The 18,496-nt window shown below is 72.8% G+C and carries 14 protein-coding genes; 10 read left to right on the top strand and 4 right to left on the bottom strand.

The window, feature by feature from the left end:
- From AB0D10_RS17770 to AB0D10_RS17755, 4 genes are all read right to left on the bottom strand, one after another.
- Positions 1 to 1,708 (bottom strand): DUF3488 and transglutaminase-like domain-containing protein (locus tag AB0D10_RS17770; protein WP_360256962.1); only part of this gene is annotated, 1,708 nt, incomplete at its 3' end.
- Entirely contained in the window at positions 1,705 to 3,027 is a 1,323-nt protein-coding gene (locus tag AB0D10_RS17765) for a DUF58 domain-containing protein (protein ID WP_360256959.1), read from the bottom strand. The genes AB0D10_RS17770 and AB0D10_RS17765, both read right to left, overlap by 4 nt.
- A gap of 1 nt (position 3,028) precedes the next feature.
- A complete protein-coding gene (locus tag AB0D10_RS17760) occupies positions 3,029 to 3,973 on the bottom strand; it encodes a MoxR family ATPase (RefSeq protein WP_360256981.1) in 945 nt (314 codons plus the stop codon).
- 380 nt (positions 3,974 to 4,353) lie between these two features.
- Positions 4,354 to 4,896 carry a carbonic anhydrase gene (locus AB0D10_RS17755; protein ID WP_360256957.1) on the bottom strand — a complete coding sequence of 181 codons (543 nt, stop codon included), beginning with the start codon at positions 4,894 to 4,896 and terminating at the stop codon, positions 4,354 to 4,356.
- A 538-nt stretch (positions 4,897 to 5,434) separates the two neighbouring features.
- On the opposite strand from AB0D10_RS17755, the gene rsmH reads away from it, so the two are divergent.
- From rsmH to AB0D10_RS17705, 10 genes are all read left to right on the top strand, one after another.
- The gene (gene rsmH / locus AB0D10_RS17750; RefSeq protein WP_360256955.1) at positions 5,435 to 6,409 is read left to right on the top strand and encodes a 16S rRNA (cytosine(1402)-N(4))-methyltransferase RsmH; all 975 of its coding nucleotides are present in this window, start codon (positions 5,435 to 5,437) and stop codon (positions 6,407 to 6,409) included.
- A gap of 156 nt (positions 6,410 to 6,565) precedes the next feature.
- Positions 6,566 to 7,066, top strand: coding sequence for a hypothetical protein (locus AB0D10_RS17745; protein ID WP_360256953.1), 501 nt, complete (start codon positions 6,566 to 6,568; stop codon positions 7,064 to 7,066).
- Positions 7,063 to 9,315 (top strand): penicillin-binding transpeptidase domain-containing protein, encoded by a 2,253-nt coding sequence (locus AB0D10_RS17740; RefSeq protein WP_360256950.1) that lies wholly within the window; start codon positions 7,063 to 7,065, stop codon positions 9,313 to 9,315. The genes AB0D10_RS17745 and AB0D10_RS17740 overlap by 4 nt, the downstream gene beginning before the upstream one ends.
- Positions 9,316 to 9,408: 93 nt before the next feature.
- The gene (locus AB0D10_RS17735; protein WP_360256948.1) at positions 9,409 to 10,974 is read left to right on the top strand and encodes a UDP-N-acetylmuramoyl-L-alanyl-D-glutamate--2,6-diaminopimelate ligase; all 1,566 of its coding nucleotides are present in this window, start codon (positions 9,409 to 9,411) and stop codon (positions 10,972 to 10,974) included.
- Positions 10,971 to 12,374 (top strand): UDP-N-acetylmuramoyl-tripeptide--D-alanyl-D-alanine ligase, encoded by a 1,404-nt coding sequence (murF, locus tag AB0D10_RS17730; protein ID WP_360256946.1) that lies wholly within the window; start codon positions 10,971 to 10,973, stop codon positions 12,372 to 12,374. Before AB0D10_RS17735 ends, murF begins: the two co-directional genes overlap by 4 nt.
- Entirely contained in the window at positions 12,371 to 13,435 is a 1,065-nt protein-coding gene (gene mraY / locus AB0D10_RS17725) for a phospho-N-acetylmuramoyl-pentapeptide-transferase (RefSeq protein WP_360256944.1), read from the top strand. The genes murF and mraY overlap by 4 nt, the downstream gene beginning before the upstream one ends.
- On the top strand, positions 13,432 to 14,880 hold the full coding sequence (gene murD / locus AB0D10_RS17720; protein ID WP_360256942.1) for a UDP-N-acetylmuramoyl-L-alanine--D-glutamate ligase: 1,449 nt from the start codon (positions 13,432 to 13,434) through the stop codon (positions 14,878 to 14,880). Before mraY ends, murD begins: the two co-directional genes overlap by 4 nt.
- Positions 14,881 to 15,003: 123 nt before the next feature.
- The gene (gene ftsW / locus AB0D10_RS17715; RefSeq protein WP_360256939.1) at positions 15,004 to 16,311 is read left to right on the top strand and encodes a putative lipid II flippase FtsW; all 1,308 of its coding nucleotides are present in this window, start codon (positions 15,004 to 15,006) and stop codon (positions 16,309 to 16,311) included.
- 6 nt (positions 16,312 to 16,317) lie between these two features.
- Complete coding sequence (murG, locus tag AB0D10_RS17710; protein ID WP_360256936.1) at positions 16,318 to 17,424, top strand: undecaprenyldiphospho-muramoylpentapeptide beta-N-acetylglucosaminyltransferase; 1,107 nt, start codon at positions 16,318 to 16,320, stop codon at positions 17,422 to 17,424.
- On the top strand, positions 17,417 to 18,193 hold the full coding sequence (locus AB0D10_RS17705; protein ID WP_360256933.1) for an FtsQ-type POTRA domain-containing protein: 777 nt from the start codon (positions 17,417 to 17,419) through the stop codon (positions 18,191 to 18,193). The genes murG and AB0D10_RS17705 overlap by 8 nt, the downstream gene beginning before the upstream one ends.
- Positions 18,194 to 18,496 lie beyond the last annotated feature (303 nt).

Raw genomic sequence — 18,496 nt, 5'->3', positions numbered from 1 at the left:
CGGTCGCGTGCTGGGTCGGCGCCGTGGTCGGGGCGTTGGACGCCTCGCTGTAGCGGGTCGGGACGCCGCGGCTGGGGGTCGGCTCGAAGCGCATCCAGCCGTAGCCCGCGAAATACAGCTCCGGCCAGGCGTGGTACATCCGGCCGGTCACCGTGTAGACGTTGCCGCCCTTGTTGTCGCCGGGGGTGAAGCCGACGGCGACCCGGGCCGGGATCTTCAGCGACCGGGCCATCGCCGCCATGGTGGAGGCGAAGTGCACGCAGAAGCCCCGGCGGTCGCGCAGGAACACCGCGATGGCGTTGCTGCCGGTGCCGGCGGCGACCGTGGTGTCGTACGTGAAGTCCGGCCCGGTGAACCAGTTCACCAGGGCCATCGCCCGGTCGTAGTCGTTCTTCGCGCCGCTGGTGATCTGCCGGGCCTGGTCGGAGACCACGCCGGGCAGGTCGGACGGGACGGCGGTGTAGCGGTCCCGGATGTCCTGCGGCCCGGGGGGCGCCAGGCGCAGCTCGGTGGCGGTGGGCCGCAGGTCCAGCGCGCTGACGTGGTAGCGCAGGCCGCGGATCGCCTTGTCGTTGGCCGGGACGACGGTGCGGGTCAGCGGGTCGAGCTTCCAGTCGCCGCGGTTGGGGACCTGGACGGAGGCGGCCGGGTAGGGCATCGGCAGCCAGCTCTTCTCCAGCCGGTCGCTGACCTTGAAGTCGCCCTCGATCCGGGGGACGTTGGCGTTGCGCAGGCCTTCGGGGTTGGGCAGCGACTCCGGGAGGTCGCTGACCGCGGTGCTGCTGAGCCGCCAGCTGGTGCCGTCGAACTGGTCCAGCGAGCCGGTCCGCAGGTAGATCTGGTCGGCCTGCTCGCTGTCCAGGGTGTAGCTGAGCAGCTCGGCGTCGGTGGGCCTGGTGATCGCGGCCTCCAGGCTGACCATCGGGTCGAGGCTGGTCGCCACGCTCCCGCCGACGCCCTTGCCGGCGGTTCCGCCCGAGGCGGGGTCCAGCAACCCGGAGCTCCAGTGCGGCAGGACGACGGGGAGCAGTATCGCCACGGCCAGCGCCAGGACGCCGACCTGTCGGCCGCCCGGGCTGACCGTGCCGGAGCCCACGGTGCCGCGGGCGCTGCCGCGGAAGACCCGGCCCCAGCGGGAGACCCGGTCCTGGCCCTCGGCGAAGAGCAGCAGCAGGTAGCCGGCCGCGGCGACCGCGAACCAGAACCAGCTGCCGTGGTCCCCGGCCAGGCCGTTGCCGATCGAGTACAGCGCCAGCAGCGGCAGCCCGGCGAGGGCCGAGCGCCGGTAGGTCACCGCGATGGTGTCCACCGCGACGGCGATCAGGCCGACCGCGGAGACCAGGATCAGCCGCAGGCCGGCGGTGGGCGGCGCCGGGATCGCATACTGCTGGATGTCGTCCAGGCCCGAGGAGAAGACCTGGTCCAGGACCCGCATCGAGGACGGCCCGGGCACCAGGCCGCCGAGCACTCCGCCGGCACCGGCGAAGCCGACCAGCATCAGCAGGACCAGCACCAGCAGCTGCGCGACCGGCACCGTCCAGCGGTACAGCGGGGAGCGGCGCAGGCCGACGCCGACCGCGGCGAGGACGGCGATCACCAGGACGGCGTGGGTCAGCCAGCTGCGCGTGGTGAGCAGCGGGAGCATGCAGAGCGAGGCGAGGGCGGTGGCCAGCGCCGCGTAGACGGTCAGTTTGGCCCGGGTGGTCACGCGCCGGCCTCTTCTCGGTTGGGGGCGGTCGTCCTGGCGCCTTCGGCGGCCCGCCACAGGTCCGGTACGGAGTCGCCGGCGCGCACCGGGATGACCGTCCAGCCGGCTCCGCGCAGTTTCCGGACCCGGGCCCGGAACTCGTCGCCGCCGGTGTCCGGGGCGAGCATCCGCAGGCCGGCCCAGGTGCCGGTGTCCAGCAGGAACGCGATCGCCCCGCCGGTGCGGCTGCGCAGCCGGCCCAGCCGGGCGGTCTGGGTGTCGTCCAGTTCGCCGAGGACGGCGACCAGCAGGCCCTCGCCACCGGTGCGCAGCGGCTCCTCGGCGCGGGAGAGCGTGCCGCCGTCGGACAGGTCGGCGATCGCGAGGGCGTCCAGGATCAGCCCGGAGGTGTCGGCGGCGTGGTTGTGGCCGCCCGCGCCGGGACCGGGGACCGCGAGACCGGTGTCGGTGAGCAACTGGGTCTGGTAGCCGCGCTCCAGCAGGTGCGCGGCGACCGAGGCGGCGCAGCTGACCGACCATTCGAACGACGAGGCGGGGCCGCTGCCCCGGTGACCGATCTCCCGGGTGTCCAGCAGGACGGTGGCCCGGGCCCGCTGCGGCTGCTCCTCGCGGCGCACCATCAGTTCGCCGTACTTGGCGGTGGAGCGCCAGTGCACCCGGCGCAGGTCGTCGCCGGGCCGGTACTCGCGCAGGATCACGTCGTCGTCGCCGGCCAGCGCGAGGGTGCGGCTGTGGCTCTCGCCTTGGCCGAGCCACTCGCCGCTGAGGCGGACCGCCGGCAGGGCCTGGACCAGGGGGACGACGGTGAGGACATCGGCGGCGGTGAAGGCGCGGGTCACCTCGCACATCCCGAACGGGTCGGACAGCCGCAGCTGCAGCGGCCCGAGCGGGTAGCGGCCGCGCAGGTCGGAACGGACCCGGTAGGACACCTCGCGGTGGCCGCGCGGCTCGACCCGGTCCAGCACGAAGCGCGGGCGCGGCCCGAGCACGTACGGGACCTTGTCCTCCAGGAGCAGCAGGCCGGTGGGCACCCGGGAGACGTTGTCGAGCCGCAGGTGGACCCTCGCCTCCTGGCCGGCGACCGCCCGGCTCGGGCTGAGCCGGCGGCCGCTGGCCACCCGGTAGCGGGTGTTGGCGACCACGACCACGGCGACCAGCGGGAGCGCGGCGAGCAAAACGCCGACGCGCAGCAGGGCGTCCTGGTCGAGCAGGTAGGCGCAGACCACCGCGGTGACCCCGGCCGCGAGGAAGGACCGGCCCCGGGTGGTGAGGCCGCGGAACCCGGCCCGCAGCCCCGACGCCGAGTCGGACTGGGCCACCTCAGCCCCTCCGGACGGCCGGGCCGCCCTGCGGGCGCGGCAGCGGCAGCCGGGCGACCAGGTCGGTCACGATCTGCTCCGAGGTGCGGCGGCTGAGCTGGGTCTCGGCGGTCGGCATCAGCCGGTGCGCCAGGACCGGCACGGCGAGGCGCTGCACGTCGTCCGGGGTGACGTAGTCGCGCCCGTCCAGCGCGGCGGCGGCGCGGGCGGCCCGGACCAGGTGCAGGGTGGCGCGCGGCGAGGCGCCCAGGCGCAGCTCGTGGCTGGTGCGGGTGGCGCCGACCAGGTCGACGGCGTAGCGGCGGACCGGGTCGGCGATGTGCACGGTGCGGACCAGGTCGATCAGCTTGAGGATGTCGGCGGCGTGCGCGACGGGCTGGAGGTCCTCCAGCGGGCTGGCGCCGGCGTGCACGTCCAGCATGGCGAGCTCGGCCTCGGGGCTGGGGTAGCCGATCGAGATCCTGGCCATGAAGCGGTCGCGCTGGGCCTCCGGGAGGGGGTAGGTGCCCTCCATCTCGACCGGGTTCTGGGTGGCCACGACCATGAAGGGCGAGGGCAGCTCGTAGCTGGTGCCGTCGATGGTGACCTGGCGCTCCTCCATGGACTCCAGCAGCGCGGACTGGGTCTTGGGAGAAGCGCGGTTGATCTCGTCGCCGACCACGATCTGGGCGAAGATCGCGCCCGGGCGGAACTCGAAGTCGTGCTGCTGCTGGTCGTAGATGTTGGTGCCGGTGACGTCCGAGGGCAGCAGGTCGGGCGTGAACTGGATGCGGCGCACGGTGCAGTCGACGGAGCGGGCGAGCGCCTTGGCCAGCATGGTCTTGCCGACGCCGGGCACGTCCTCCAGGAGCAGGTGGCCCTCGGCGAGGAGGACGGTCAGGGCGATGCGGATGGCCTCCGGCTTGCCCTCGATCACGCTCTCGACGTTGGCGCGGACCCGGTCCACGACCGCGGCGAGCTCGGGGAGCCCGACCTGCTGGTACCCGTTCGCCCTCTGCTCGCCCCCCACAGGACCACCGAGACCGGCCTGATCGTTGTAGCTCGTCACCCGTTTACGCTCCCTGGCACCCTGTGCCCGCCCCGTCCAGAGGCCGGACCCCACCCCATGCTTGACGCGGCCGTCCCGGGGTCGGTTCCGATGGCGGATCCGGCGTCGGGGAGGCGGCCTGCGGCCCGGCCGCCCCAGGTGGTTCGGGGTCCGACCGGCAGGCGCATTCTCCCCCGCGCGGTGGCCAGAAGTCACCATTCGGCCGACCCCGAATGCCCGAACGCCGTCGCTCGGGACGAGGCGCGGGCGGTTCGGGGCGCCGGCCGGACGGGGCGGTCCTAGCTGATCTCGCGGAGCAGGCCGGTGTGGACGTCGAAGACGAAGCCCCGGACGTCGTCGGTGTGCAGGAGGAAGGGCGAGGTGCGGACACGCTGCATGGACTGGCGGACGTCGCCGTCCAGGTCGACGAAGGACTCCACCGCCCACTGCGGGCGCTGGCCGACCTCCAGCTCCAGCTCGCGGCGGAAGTCCTCGGTGAGCCCGAGCAGACCGCAGCCGGTGTGGTGGATGAGCGCGATCGAACGGGTGCCGAGGGCGCGCTGGCTGATGGTCAGGGAGCGGATGGTGTCGTCGGTGACGACACCGCCGGCGTTGCGGATGACGTGCGCGTCGCCCAGTTCGAGGCCGAGCGCCGCGAACAGGTCGAGGCGGGCGTCCATGCAGGCCACCACGGCGATCTTCTGCACCGGGCGGGCGTCCATGCCGCCGTCCCGGAAGGTCACCGCGTACTCGCGGTTGGCCGAGACGAAGCGGTCGATGATGGTGGGTCGGGCAGGGTCGGCAGCGGCGTTCGGCGTGGGCCGGTCGGGAGTCACTGTCATGCCGGCGACGTTAGTGCCGATCCGGTGTCCGCGGTGGGGTGGAGAGCTACAGAACCGGCGGCCGTGATCGAGCGCATCGCCACAACGGGAGGGGGCCGTCCGGGTCGGTCCCGGATGGGTCGTACGCGGTCGCGGGGTGGGGGCGCGCGACGGTTTCCGAGGGCCCCCGGATCGGGACGCCGTAGGGCCATCCCAACGGCCGCGACCTGCGGTGATCCGTACGGCCGCCCGGGTGGTGCGCCGGAGCGGACCATTGACTGGAAGGGCCTGCGCGATAGAGTTTGCGGCGCAGTGGAGCACACCCGTCGGAGCCCGTCAACCGGGCTTTCCCGGCCGGTGCGGCCGGTCGATGCGGCCCGTGGCCTCCACCCGCTCCGTGCCCACCTGGCGCACCTTCCCCGGCGCCGGGCGGTCACGATCTTCCCCTTGAGCGGGCGGGGACCACGGGCCGCTTCGTCGTGCCGGGGGACGGTGGGCGAGAATGGTCGCAGCTCCCGGACGTCGGGCTGCTCCGCACCGAGGAAGGGCGCTACCGCGCATGACCACCAACGAACCGGGCCCCAAGCACGTTCCGGTGATGCTGCAGCGGTGCATGGACGCCCTGGCGCCGGCGATCTCGCGGCCCGGCGCCGTGGTGGTGGACGCCACCCTCGGCCTCGGCGGGCACAGCGAGGCGCTGCTCACCCAGTTCCCCGAGGTCCGGCTCGTCGCGGTGGACCGCGACCCGCAGGCGCTGAAGCTGTCCGGCGAGCGGCTGGCCCCCTTCGGTGACCGGGCGACCCTGGTGCACGCCGTGTACGACGAGATCCCCGAGGTGCTGGAGCGCCTGGGCATCGACCGCGTGGACGGCGTTCTGTTCGACCTCGGCGTCTCCTCGATGCAGCTGGACGAGGCGGACCGCGGCTTCGCGTACGCGCAGGACGCGCCGCTGGACATGCGGATGGACCAGACCCGGGGGATCAGCGCGGCGGAGGTGCTGAACACCTACAGTCACGGCGAGCTGGCCCGGATCCTGAAGTTCTACGGCGAGGAGCGGTTCGCCGGGAAGATCGCCTCGGTGATCGTGCGGGAGCGGGCGAAGGAACCGTTCAGCAACAGCGCGCGTCTGGTCGATCTGGTGCGCAACGCCATTCCGGCGGCGACCCGCCGCACCGGCGGGAACCCGGCCAAGCGCACGTTCCAGGCGCTGCGGATCGAGGTCAACGGTGAGCTGGAGGTCCTGGACCGGGCGATCCCGGGGGCGCTGGAGGCCCTGACGATCGGCGGCCGGATCGTGGTGATGTCCTACCAGTCGCTGGAGGACCGCCTGGTGAAGCAGTACCTCGCCGCCGGGGCGACCAACACCGCCCCGCCCGGGCTGCCGTTCATCCCGGAGGAGCACCAGCCCTGGCTCAAACTGATCACCCGCGGTGCCGAGCTGGCCACCGAGGAGGAGATCGAGGAGAACCGGCGCGCCGCGCCCGTGCGGCTGCGGGTGGCGGAGAGGATCAGGGACCGAAGCAAGCGGGGCTGACGAAGCGGTCCGGCGGGGTCCGAAGGGCGGAGGAAAGCGGTGGGGCCGGTGGCCGGTGAGGTCCGGGCGGGGCGGGGAGGACTCCCCGGGCAGGGCAGGGCACGCATCACGGTCCGGCCGGGGAAGCGTCCGGTCCGGGGGCGCACGCCGTTCGCGGTGCTCGTCGTGGTGCTGCTGGCGGCGGGCCTGCTGGGGCTGCTGGCCCTGAACACCGCGCTCAACGAGGGCTCCTTCGAGCTGTCCCGGCTGCAGAAGCAGACCACCGTGGCGACCGACGAGCAGCAGAGCCTGCAGCACCAGATCGACCAGAGCTCGGCCCCGGACGCACTGGCCAGGCGGGCCGCCGAGCTGGGCATGGTCCCGGCTGCCGGAATGGCCTTCCTGGACGTCCCGAACGGAGGCAAGGTGGTCGGCACGCCCGGCCCGGCGCAGGACAGCCCGCCGGTCAAGCACTCGACGGCCGAACCGTGGCCGACGAAGCCCCAGCCGAACGGCACCCAGCCGCCGGCCGCCCAGCCGCCGGCCGCCCAGCCGCCGGCTCCGCCGGCCGCGGCGACCACGCCCGCCGCTCCGACGACGGCCGCCTCGGCCGGCGACTCGGTGATCCAGCTCAACCCGGCCACGCCCGCGCGGCCGAGCGGGGGTGCCGCTCGATGACCACGCCTCGTCAGCCCACCGGGGGCTCCGGCTCGGGATCCGGCAACGGTCGCCGCCCGGTACCCAGGGGCGCCGCGCCCCGCGGGCAGTCCGCCGCCGACCGTCCGCCGTCGGCCAAGGGGCAGCCTGCGAAGGGCCAGCCGGCGAAGGCACAGCCGACGAAGGGCCAGCCCGCCCGCGGTCAGTCCGCGAAGGCGCAGCCCGCAAAGGTACAGCCCGCGAAGGCCCAGCCCGGCAAGGCCGGCACGTCCCGTACGACCCCGCGCACCCCGCAGCAGCGCCGCCCCGAGAGCCGTCCGCCGGCCCGCAGCCAGGCGGCGGTGCGGCCGCGCCCGAAGAGCCGGCTGCCGCAGCGCCCCAAGGCGCTCAAGCTGGCCGAGCCGAAGCGCCGGCTGCGGGTGATCACCATCGTGATGTCGCTGGTGTTCTCGGTCTTCGCGGGCCGCCTGATCCAGCTCCAGCTGGTCGACTCGGACGCGCTGGCCGCCGACGCCAACACCAACCGCTACCTGAACATCCCGATCACCGCCGAGCGCGGCTCGATAACGTCCGCCGACGGGGTGGCGCTGGCCGCCACCGTCGACGCGTACGACATCACCGCCGACCCGGCGATGTTCACCCCGGAGGCGACCGGCATCCCGGACGCGCCGGAGCAGGCGGCCGCGCTGCTGTCGCCGATCCTCGGCGTGCCCAAGGAGAAGATCGCCGCCGACCTGCACACCCCCAAGACCCGCTACAAGAGGCTCGCCGCCCAGCAGACCCCGGCCGCCAAGAACCAGATCAGCGACCTCAAGTCGAGCCTGGAGAAGCAGGCCGGCTCGCGCGCCTGCCAGGTCCAGAAGAAGCTGCTCGGCAAGCCCGCCGACCAGGGCGGGCGCACCCGGGTGGACAACGAGTGCGCCAACCCGCTCGCCGGGGTGTTCAACCGGGAGACCCAGAAGCGCGTGTACCCCGCCGACGGACTGGCCGCCAACCTGGTCGGCTTCGTCAACGGCGAGGGCGCGGGCGCCGGCGGCCTGGAGCTGCAGTACCAGCAGCAGCTGACCGGCAAGGACGGCCACAGCAGCTATGCCCAGGCGGGCGGGCGGCTGGTGCCCACCGCCGGCGGCTCGATGGAGCCGGCCGTGCCGGGCAGCGACGTGAAGCTGACGATCAACCGGGACATCCAGTGGGCCGCCCAGCGGGCGATCACCGACCAGGTGGCCAACTCGGGCGCGGAGAAGGGCTACGTGGTGGTCCAGGACGTGAAGACCGGCCAGGTCCTCGCGATGGCCACCGCGCCCGGGTTCAACCCGAACGACCTGAGCCTTTCCAAGCAGGCCCAGCTGGGCAACCCCGCCCTGGTCGACGCGTACGAGCCGGGCAGCACCGCCAAGCTGATGAGCCTGGCCGCCGTCCTGGACTCCGGCAAGGCCACCTGGGACACCAAGGTCACCGTGCCCAACCGGCTGGTCCGCGCCGGCCAGCAGTTCAAGGACGACGTCAACCACGACCCCTGGTACCTGACCCTGGCCGGGGTGCTGGCCAAGTCCTCCAACATCGGCACCATCGAGGCGATCGAGACCCTCGGCGGCGGCGACCAGCTCCAGGCCAACAAGGTGCTGGACGGCTACATGCGCAAGTTCGGCGTCGCCCAGCCGACCGGCCTGAACTTCCCCGGGGAGACCCCCGGGATGCTCAAGAAGCCGGAGGACCTGGTCGCGTCGGAGAAGTACAACATCTCGTTCGGCCAGGGACCGCTGCAGATGAACGCGCTGCAGGCCACCTCGGTCTACTCGACCATCGCCAACGGCGGGGTGCGGGTCGCGCCCAGCATCGTCCAGGGCGTCACCGGCCCGGACGGCAAGTACACCGCGACGCCGCCGGGGGAGCAGACCCGGGTGGTCGGCCCGGAGACGGCCAAGACCCTCACCTCGATGCTGGAGTCGGTCGTCGACGACGAGCAGGGCACCGGCGGCAAGGCGGCCATCCCCGGCTACCGGGTCGCGGGCAAGACCGGCACCGCCGACAGGGGGGCCGCCAACGGCGTCGGCTACGACGGCTACACCGCCTCCTTCATCGGCTTCGCCCCCGCCGACGCCCCCCGGGTCACCGTCTCCTGTACCCTCCAGGGCCCGGTCAACGGCCACTTCGGCGGCCAGCTGTGCGGACCGGTGTTCAAGCAGGTGATGGAGTTCACCCTGAAGACCCTGCAGGTCCCGCCGAGCGGCAGCCAGGCACCCAACCTGCCCGTCGAGTGGAAGCCGTGAGCGAGGATGAACGACGAGCGGGCCGGGCTGGACGACGGCGCGGCGCGGGGCCGGTTTGGCCCTGGACACCCTTCGACGGATAGCCTTCCCGCCGTGCCGAAACCCGATCAAACCACCGTGAGTCCGCCCCGCCCGACCGGGACCGCCGCTCTGCCGCTCGCCGAGCTGGCCGCCCGCCTGGGTCTCCCGCCCGTCGAGGGAGGTGCCGTCACCGGCGTCACCCACGACTCCCGCGCGGTCCGCCCCGGCGACGTGTACGTGGCCTTCCCGGGCGCCAACCACCACGGCGCGGCCTTCACGGCCAAGGCCGCCGAGTCCGGCGCGGTGGCCGTGCTCACCGACCGGGCCGGCGCCGAGCTGGCGGCCGGCACCGGCCTGCCGCTGCTCGTCGTGGAGCGGCCGCGGGCCGTCATGGGCGAGCTCGCCGCGATCGTCTACGGCCGCCCCTCCGAGCGGCTGCTGATGATCGGGCTGACCGGTACCAACGGCAAGACCACCACCTCGTACCTGGTCGAGGGCGGCCTGCGCGGCGCGGGGCGGACCCCCGGCGTCATCGGCACCGTCGAGATGCGGGTCGGCGACGAGCGGATCAAGAGCGAGCGCACCACCCCCGAGGCCACCGACCTGCACGCGATCCTCGGCGTGATGGCCGAGCGCGGCGCCGACGCGGTGACCATGGAGGTCTCCAGCCACGCCCTGGTCTTCGGCCGCACCGACGGCGTCGCGTACGACGTCGCGCTGTTCAACAACCTCACGCCCGAGCACCTCGACTTCCACCCGGACATGGAGGACTACTTCCAGGCGAAGGCCCGGCTCTTCCAGCCCGGCAAGTCCCGCCACGGCGTGGTCAACCTGGACGACGAGTACGGCCGCCGGCTCGCCGGCGAGGCCGAGATCCCGGTGACCACCTTCTCCGCCACCGGAGCCCCGGAGGCCGACTGGCGGGCCGTGGACGTCCGGCTCGGCCCGGTCGGCTCGACCTTCCGGGTGCTCGGCCCGGACGGCGCCGAGGCCGACGCGGCGGTGCCGCTGCCCGGCCCGTTCAACGTCGCCAACGCGCTCGCCGCGATCACCCTGCTGGTCGCCGCCGGACTGCCGCTGGAGCAGGCCGTGGCCGGCGTCGCCGCCGTCCCCGGCGTGCCCGGCCGGCTGGAGCGGGTGGACGCCGGGCAGCCCTTCGTGGCCGTCGTGGACTACGCGCACAAGCCGGACGCCCTGCGGGCCGTCCTCGCCTCGCTGCGCGAGGTCACCAAGGGCCGGCTGCACGTCGTCGTCGGCTGCGGTGGCGACCGCGACCCGCACAAGCGCGGCCCGATGGGCGACATCGCCGCGCGCCTCGCCGACACCGCCCTGCTGACCAGCGACAACCCGCGCAGCGAGGACCCGCTGGCGATCCTCGCCACTATGCTGACCGGCGCCGCCGCGGTGCCCGAGGCCGAACGCGGGGCCGTTCTGGTCGTTCCCGACCGGGCCGAGGCGATCCAGCTCGCGGTCGCCCGCGCCCGCGCGGGGGACACCGTGCTGGTGGCCGGCAAGGGCCACGAGCTCGGCCAGTACGTACGAGACGAGATCCGCCCCTTCGACGACCGGGAGGTGCTGCGCGAGTCCATCGCGCGGACCACGGCCGTGCGGGGCGACCGAGGAGTAGAGCAGCAGTGATCGCACTGACCCTCGCCGAGGTGGCCGCCGCAGTCGGAGGCACCCTGGACGGCGCGGACCCGGACGTCCTGGTCACCGGCCCGGTCGAGGTCGACTCGCGGAAGGTGAGCCCCGGTGGCCTGTTCGCGGCCTTCGTCGGCGAGCAGGTGGACGGCCACGACTACGCGACCACGGCGGTCGCGGCCGGCGCCGTCGCGGTGCTGGCCTCCCGCCCGGTCGGCGTGCCCGCCGTCCTGGTCGACAGTGTGGTGGAGGCGCTCGGCAGGCTGGCCCGCACCGTGGTCGCCCGCGCCGAGGGCACCGCCGTGGTCGCGCTGACCGGCTCGGCCGGCAAGACCAGCACCAAGGACCTGATCGCCCAGCTGCTCCAGCGCCACGGCGAGACCGTCTACCCGCCCGGCTCGCTCAACAACGAGATCGGCCACCCGATGACCGCGCTGCGGGTCGAGGCCGGCACCCGGCACCTGGTGATGGAGATGGGTGCCCGGCACAAGGGCGACATCGAGTACCTCACCTCGATCACCCCGCCCCGGGTCGGCGTGGTGCTGAACGTCGGCACCGCCCACGTCGGCGAGTTCGGCTCCAAGGAGGCGATCGCCGAGGCCAAGGGCGAGCTGGTCGAGGCGCTGCCCGCGGACGGGGCCGCGATCCTCAACGCGGACGACCGGCTGGTGCGCGCCATGGCCTCCCGCACCAAGGCGAAGGTGGTCCTGTTCGGGGAGTCCCCGGACGCCCACGTCCGGGCGACGGATGTTCGCCTGGACGCCACCGGACGGCCGTCCTTCACGCTCACCACCCCGGCCGGTTCCGCGCCCGTGCAGCTGCGCCTGTACGGTGAGCACCACGTCTCGAACGCCCTCGCCGCCGCCGCGGTGGCGGTGGAGCTCGGGATGTCCGTCGACGACACCGCCGCAGCCCTGGGCGAGGCGGGTGCGCTGTCCCGCTGGCGCATGGAGGTCGTCGACCGGGCCGATGGTGTCACCGTCGTCAACGACGCCTACAACGCGAACCCCGACTCGATGCGGGCCGCGCTGCGGGCGCTGGTCTCGATGGGGGGGCGCGGCCCGGAGCGCCGCCGCACCTGGGCGGTGCTCGGCGAGATGCGGGAGCTCGGCGAGGACAGCCTGGCCGAGCACGACGCCATCGGGCGGCTCGCCGTCCGGCTCGACGTCACCAAGCTGGTGGCGGTCGGCGGACGCGAGGCGGCCTGCATGGAACTCGGCGCGAGGAACGAAGGTTCGTGGGGTGAGGAGTCGGTGCTGGTGTCCGACGCGGACGCGGCGGTCGATCTGCTGCGCAGTCAGCTGCGGCCGGGGGATGTGGTCCTGGTGAAGGCGTCCCGTTCGGTGGGGCTGGAGAAGGTGGCCGAGGCCCTCCTTGCGGACGGTGCTGCCCGATGATGAAGCAGATCCTCATCTCCGGGATGATCGGCCTGATCCTCTCGCTGCTCGGCACGCCCGCCCTGATCAAGCTGCTCGCCCGGCAGGGCTACGGCCAGTACATCCGCGATGACGGGCCCAAGGCGCACCACAGCAAGAAGGGCACGCCCACCATGGGCGGCATCGCCTTCATCCTGGCGACCCTGATCGCGTACTTCGGCACCAAGGCGATAACGGGCGAGCCCCCGACCGCCTCCGGGCTGCTGGTGCTCTTCCTGACCACGGGCCTCGGCCTGGTCGGCTTCCTGGACGACTACATCAAGGTCGTCAAGCGCCGCTCGCTGGGACTGCGGGCCAAGGCGAAGCTGGCCGGTCAGTCCATCGTCGGACTCGTCTTCGCGGTCCTGGCACTGCAGTTCCACGACGACCGGGGGCTCAGCCCGGCCTCGCAGTCGCTGTCCTTCGTGCGCGACTTCAAGTGGTCGATCGGCCCGGTGCTGTTCGTCATCTTCGCGTACTTCATGATCGCGGCGACCTCCAACGGCGTGAACCTGACGGACGGTCTGGACGGCCTCGCCACCGGTGCCTCGGTGATGGCCTTCGGCGCCTACACCTTCATCGGCGTCTGGGAGTACGGCCAGAGCTGCGCCTACTTCCTGTCCGCCACCAACGCCTGCTACGACGTCCGCGATCCGCTGGACCTCGCGGTGGTCGCGGCCGCCCTGATGGGCTCCTGCTTCGGCTTCCTGTGGTGGAACACCTCGCCCGCCAAGATCTTCATGGGTGACACCGGCTCGCTCGCCCTCGGCGGCGCCCTGGCCGGTCTGGCGATCTGCTCCCGCACCGAGCTGCTGCTCATCCTGCTCGGCGGCCTGTTCATGATCATCACCCTGTCGGTGATCATCCAGGTCGGCTCCTTCCGGATGACCGGCAAGCGCGTCTTCAAGATGGCACCACTGCAGCACCACTTCGAACTCAAGGGCTGGAGCGAAGTCCTGGTCGTGGTCCGCTTCTGGATCATCCAGGGCCTCTGCGTGGCCGTCGGCCTCGGCCTCTTCTACGCGGGATACCGGACCGGATGACGAACCCCCAGCTGACCAATCCGCAGTTCCCCGAGCTGCCCGTCGTCGTCGCCGGACTCGGCGTCTCCGGCATCAGCGCCGCGCGCGTCCTGCACGGCCTCGGCGCCCGCGTCACCGTCGTGGACGGCGGCAGCGGGCCCGGCCTGGTCGCCCGGGCGGCCGAGCTGGAGGCACAGGGTGTCACCGTGCGCCTCGGCGACGGCGCGAGCCTGCCCGAGGGCACCGAGCTGATCGTCACCTCGCCCGGCTGGGCGCCGGACAGCGCGCTGTTCGCCGCCGCCGAGGCGGCCGGGGTGCCGGTCTGGGGCGACGTCGAACTCGCCTGGCGGCTGCGCAAGCCGCTGCCGGGCACCGGCGAGCCCGCCCCCTGGCTGGCCGTCACCGGCACCAACGGCAAGACCACCACCGTCCAGATGCTCGCCTCGATCCTCGCCGCCGCCGGCAAGCGCACCGCCGCCGTCGGCAACGTCGGGGTCTCGGTGCTGGACGCGGTGCTCGCCGAGGAGCCGTACGACGTGCTCGCCGTCGAGCTCTCCAGCTACCAGCTGCACTGGGCGCCCTCGCTGCGCCCGTACTCGGCGGCCGTGCTCAACCTGGCGCCCGACCACCTCGACTGGCACGGCTCGATGGAGGCGTACGCCGCCGACAAGGGCCGGATCTACGAGGGCAACGTGGTCGCCTGCGTGTACAACCTGGCCGACCCGGCCACCGAGGCGCTGGTTCGCGAGGCCGACGTCGAGGAGGGCTGCCGGGCGATCGGTTTCGGCCTCGGCGCGCCGAGCCCGTCGAACTTCGGCGTGGTGGACGGGCTGCTGGTGGACCGGGCCTTCATCGAGGACCGGACCAAGAACGCGGCGGAGCTGGGCTCCGTCGAGGACGTCAACCCGCCGGCCCCGCACAACATCGCGAACGCGCTCGCCGCAGCGGCGCTGGCCCGGGCGTACGGCGTCGAGCCGAAGGCCGTCCGCGAGGGCCTGCGGGCCTTCCGCCCGGACGCCCACCGGATCGCCGAGGTCGGCGTGGTCCGCGAGGTCACGTACATCGACGACTCCAAGGCCACCAACACCCACGCCGCAGCCGCCTCGCTGGCCGCCTACCGCCCGATCGTCTGGATCGCCGGGGGCATCGCCAAGGGCGCGACCTTCGACGACCTGGTGCAGGGCGCGGCCGAGCGGCTGCGCGCCGTGGTGCTGATCGGCCAGGACCGGGCGCTGATCCGGGAGGCGCTGGAGCGACACGCTCCGGATGTGCCGGTGATCGAGGCGGCCGAGGGCCAGACTGGCGCGGTGGCGATGGCCGAGGTCGTCCGCACGGCCGCGTCGCTCGCCCGATCGGGTGACACGGTGCTGCTGGCGCCGGCCTGCGCCTCGATGGACATGTTCACCAACTACGGCGAGCGCGGCGACATGTTCGCGGCGGCCGTCCGGGGGCTGGCGAACGAGTAGCGGGCGGCGTGACGGCGCCGCGCGTCGTGCGCGTCGTACGGAGAGAGTGAGCGGGGAGCGGTGGCGGGGCAGGGCAGGGCGGATTCCGGCGTTGGCAAGCAGGACGCCGCCGAGCCGTGGCGAGTGATCTCCGCCACCACGACCAAGTACAAGTCGGCCGGTCCGCTGGCCCGCGTCCAGGCCCTCCGGGCCCGGGTGCGGTACTGGCTGGACCGGCCGCTCACGCCGTACCTGCTGGTGGTCGGCAGCACCCTGCTGCTGGTCGTGCTCGGTCTGATGATGGTCTTCTCGGCCTCGCAGATCCTCGCCCTGAACCAGCACCACTCGGCCCAGTACTACTTCCTCAAGCAGTTGATCGCGGCCATCCTCGGTCTCGTCCTGCTGATCGGCTTCGCCTCCGTCCCGGTGGCGGTGCTGCGGGTGATCGTCTACCCGGTGATGTTCGGGGTGATCGGCGCGCTCACGCTGGTCGCCGTGCCCGGCATCGGGGTGCGGATCAACGGCAACCAGAACTGGCTGGATTTCGGCTTCTTCCAGTTCCAGCCGTCCGAGTTCGCCAAGCTCGCACTGGTGCTATGGGGCGCCGACCTGCTCGCCCGCAAGCAGAAGGCCGGCACGCTGAACTCGTGGAAGCACCTGCTGGTGCCCCTGGTGCCGGGGGCCCTGCTGCTGCTCGCGCTGATCATGTTCGGCGGCGACATGGGCACCTCGATGATCCTGGTGGCGATGGTGTTCGCCCTGCTGTGGATGGTCGGAGCGCCGCTGCGGCTGTTCGTGGCCACCGTCGGGGTGGCCGTGGTCGTCTGCACCGCCCTGGTCGTCACCGTCCCGCACCGGGCGGAGCGCCTGGGCTGCATCGGCGTCACCAAGCTCGACCCCGAGGGCGCCTGCTTCCAGGCCCTGCACGGCGTCTTCGCGTTCGCGAACGGCGGCGGCTTCGGGACCGGCCTCGGCGCCGGCGTGGAGAAATGGGGCCAGTTGCCCGAGGCGCACACCGACTTCATCTTCGCCGCGACCGGTGAGGAACTGGGGCTGGTGGGGACGCTGTCGGTGATCGGCCTCTTCGCGGCACTAGGCTACGCGGGTATCCGTGTGGCCATCGGCACGAAGGATCCCTTCGTCAGGTACGCCGCGGGAGCCGCCACCACCTGGATCATGGCGCAGGCCATGATCAACCTGGGGTCGGCGCTGGGACTGCTGCCCATTGCGGGCGTCCCGCTCCCGCTGTTCTCCTACGGCGGGTCCGCCATGCTGTCGGCCATGTCCGCGATCGGTGTGCTGCTGTGCCTGGCACGGAGCACCTCCGGCGCGAAGGCGGCCCTGGCCGCCCGGAACAAGAACTCCCGGATCAGGAAGCGACTGGCCCGGGTGCTGCCACGACGACGAACCACAGCGCGCCCGGCCCCCGGGCCGGCACGCAGGGAGCGGTGAATTTCGGTGCATGTCGTACTCGCCGGCGGGGGGACCGCCGGTCACATCGAGCCGGCCATGGCCCTCGCGGACGCCCTCCGCAGGCACGACCCGTCCATCGGGATCACCGCCCTGGGCACCGAGCGCGGTCTGGAGACCCGGCTGGTACCCGAGCGCGGCTACCAGCTGGAGCTCATCCCGGCCGTCCCGCTGCCCCGCAAGCCCACCCCGGAGCTGATCACCGTCCCCGGCCGGCTGCGCGGGACCGTCAGGGCCGCCCAGGAGATCATCGAGCGGGTCAACGCGGACGCCGTGGTCGGCTTCGGCGGCTACGTCGCGATGCCCGCCTACCTGGCCGCCAAGCGGGCCGGTGTGCCGATCGTGGTGCACGAGGCGAACGCCCGTCCGGGCCTGGCCAACAAGATCGGTGCCCGCTACAGCGACTTCGTGGCGGTCTCCACGCCCGACAGCAAGCTGCGCGACTCCCGGTACATCGGCATCCCGCTGCGCCGGACCATCGCCACCCTGGACCGCAACGCGGCCCGCCCGGAGGCCCGGCACTACTTCGGCCTCGACCAGCGGCTGCCCACCCTGCTGGTCTCCGGTGGCTCCCAGGGTGCCCGCCGGCTCAACGAGGTGGTCACCGCGATCGCCCCGCGGCTGCAGCAGTACGGCGTGCAGATTCTGCACGCGGTCGGCCCGAAGAACGAGCTGCCGCAGGTCGCGGACGTCCCCGGGATGCCGCCGTACCGCCCGGTGCCGTACCTGGACCGGATGGACCTCGCCTACGCGGCGGCCGACATGATGCTCTGCCGGGCCGGTGCCATGACGGTGGCCGAGCTGGCGGCCGTCGGCCTGCCCGCCGCCTTCGTCCCGCTGCCGATCGGCAACGGCGAGCAGCGGCTGAACGCCCAGCCGATGGTCAAGGCCGGCGGCGGCGTGCTGGTGGACGACGCCGAGCTGACCCCGGACTGGGTGCTGCAGAACGTGCTGCCGGTTCTCACCGACCCGCAGCGGCTGTGGGACATGAGCCGGGCCGCGGCCGAGTTCGGCCGCCGCGACGCCGACGACCTGCTGGTCGGCATGGTCTACGAGGCGATCCAGGCCCACCGCGGCGGTCGCCGCCGTGGCTGACGGCCGGCCCGCCGACCCGCTCGAGGCGGAGCTGGAGGACGAGGAGTCAGCTTCTCGCCTCCGGCTCTCCCGGCGGGGCGTCGTGGTGCTGAGCGTGCTCGGTGCCGCGGTGCTGGGCGGGCTGGCCTGGCTGGTGTTCTACTCGTCGGTGCTGGACGTGCGCAGCGTCGCCGTCCAGGGCACGACCGACGACAGACTGACGGCGGTCCAGGTCCGCGGCGCGATCGGCGGGCTCGGTGACGGCCCGCTGGCCCGGGTGGACCTGGACGACGTCAGGCACCGGGTGGAGGCGATCCCCCGGGTGGCCAGGGCCGAGGTGTGGCGGGGCTGGCCGCACACGCTGCAGGTGAAGGTCGTACAGCGCACGGCGGTGGCCGCCGTCAAGGGGGAGGACGGCCGGTTCACCCAGGTGGATGCCGCCGGCGTGAGCTTCGCCACCGAGGCGGCCCCGCCGGAGGGCGTGCCGGTGGTGGAGCTGCGGCTCAGTCAGCAGGCGAATGACGTGGACGGGGTGATCTCCCGCCCGCAGTTGGTCCGGGGCGCGGTGGCGGTCGCCGCCGGGCTGCCACCGGAGGTCGCCAAGCGGGCCGGGGCGGTGCTGGTGCACTCGTACGACGACATCGAGCTGCAGCTCAGCGGGGGTGCGACGGTGCGCTGGGGGAGTCCGGAGCAAATTGACCGGAAAGCCCGGGTGCTGGTGGCACTGATGAATCAGAAGGGCACGAACTTCGACGTGACGGCGCCGGAGGCGCCGGCGGTGTCGGGATGATCCGGTAGGTTCTGTGCCTGAGGGAGGGGTTGACGCCTCGAAGTGTCGGCCCGACCCTTGGTGGTCACCCCGGTTTCCTAAGCCGGCTGATGATCACATAGGCTCAAAAGAAAAAGGGAAGCTCGGCGTGTTCGTTGAAACACGTGCCCGGGGCGACCTAGTGTCCTGTGTCACCAGACTGTGTCAGTTGGTGATGTGACGGAGACACAGGACTAACCCTAAAGGTCAAGTTTAGGGTTGGGGTCGGCGGTCGGCATTTCGGACATTCAGTCAGAAACCAGGCTCCCTACCCATCGACATCCG

This window comes from Kitasatospora sp. NPDC048545, from assembly GCF_040651155.1.
Classification (GTDB): Bacteria; Actinomycetota; Actinomycetes; order Streptomycetales; family Streptomycetaceae; genus Kitasatospora.
Note: the sequence above shows the minus strand (reverse complement) of the source record. Positions and strands in the feature narration are given on the sequence as shown.

Bases quoted from the DNA above. Each gene is read 5' to 3' on its own strand.
- murD (WP_360256942.1), top strand. From the start codon at position 13,432: ATGACGAACCCCCAGCTGACCAATCCGCAGTTCCCCGAGCTGCCCGTC.
- AB0D10_RS17755 (WP_360256957.1), bottom strand. From the start codon at position 4,896: ATGACAGTGACTCCCGACCGGCCCACGCCGAACGCCGCTGCCGACCCT.
- rsmH (WP_360256955.1), top strand. From the start codon at position 5,435: ATGACCACCAACGAACCGGGCCCCAAGCACGTTCCGGTGATGCTGCAG.
- mraY (WP_360256944.1), top strand. From the start codon at position 12,371: ATGATGAAGCAGATCCTCATCTCCGGGATGATCGGCCTGATCCTCTCG.
- AB0D10_RS17740 (WP_360256950.1), top strand. From the start codon at position 7,063: ATGACCACGCCTCGTCAGCCCACCGGGGGCTCCGGCTCGGGATCCGGC.